Here is a 1,068-nt window from a genome sequence, read left to right on the forward strand (position 1 = left end):
AGTTCTTGTCCAGTTTGAACCACCATTGGTTGTATTCCAGACTTGTCCTTCGGTGCCAACTGCTATTCCTTTGGTAGTATCGAAGAAAAATACCGAAAGAACAACGAGTTCGATGGTTTGTTTAACCCAGGAAGTCCCACCGTTAGTTGTTTTCCACATTCCTGAACCGGCAACAAAACCAACATCATTATTTACAAAATAAACACAATTGCCCTTGGGTGAACCAGTTAATAATGTCCACGTTACTCCACCATCAATCGTTTTGTAAGTGGCAGAATTAAAACCGGTACAATAACCTACAGTAGAACTTACAAAGAAGACAGAATTACAATCATAATCGGCAACTTTAGACCATGTAGTTCCACCATCTGTAGTTCGACTGATACTATTTGCATTAGCAGATATTCCAATGTTCGAGTTTAAAAAAGCAAGAGCTCTTGAAGTATAAGAACTTGATTGCTTAGCCCAAATATCTCCACCGTTTGTGGTTTTATAAATGGCAGCTTGTCCTCCGACCCAACCTGTATTTGCATCTATAAAATAAACTGACATCATTGAGGACAATTCACCACTTTGTTTTTTCAACCAGGTTGTACCACCATCTGCGGTTTTATATATGACTCCGTCATAATTGCCCACACCGCCGACTACATATCCCGTGTTTAAATCAATAAAATGAGAAGAATTAATATGAGTTGTGAAACCACTACTTATCGCCGACCAATTAAGACCCCCATTTGTTGTTTTCATTATTCTTCCAGCATCGCCAATGGCAATCCCGGTGTTTGCATCTATAAAAGCAACTCCGTTTAATTGTTCAATTAATCCAACGGAAATCTCAGTCCATGAAGTACCTCCATTTGTGGTTCGATAAATATATCCTTTATTACTTCCGTTGGGATTCCACTGCCCACATACAACAATTCCGGTATTTACATCTTTGAAAAAGGCGCCATATAAACTGATAGTAGTGGATGGGAAAGTAATTTTTGTCCACGATACTCCTCCGTTATTTGATTTGAAGACTGTGCCATATTGGCCAACAGAAAAACCATTATTAGCATCTAT

1 protein-coding gene is annotated in these 1,068 nt (G+C 38.7%); it reads right to left on the reverse strand.

Going from position 1 to position 1,068, the window contains the following annotated elements; all coding sequences use genetic code 11:
• The coding region (locus Q8M88_RS08635) for a YCF48-related protein (protein WP_305596399.1) at positions 1-1,068 on the reverse strand (1,068 nt) is incomplete at both ends.

This window comes from Phenylobacterium sp. (genome assembly GCF_030693805.1).
In the GTDB taxonomy this organism is placed as follows: domain Bacteria; phylum Pseudomonadota; class Alphaproteobacteria; order Caulobacterales; family Caulobacteraceae; genus Phenylobacterium.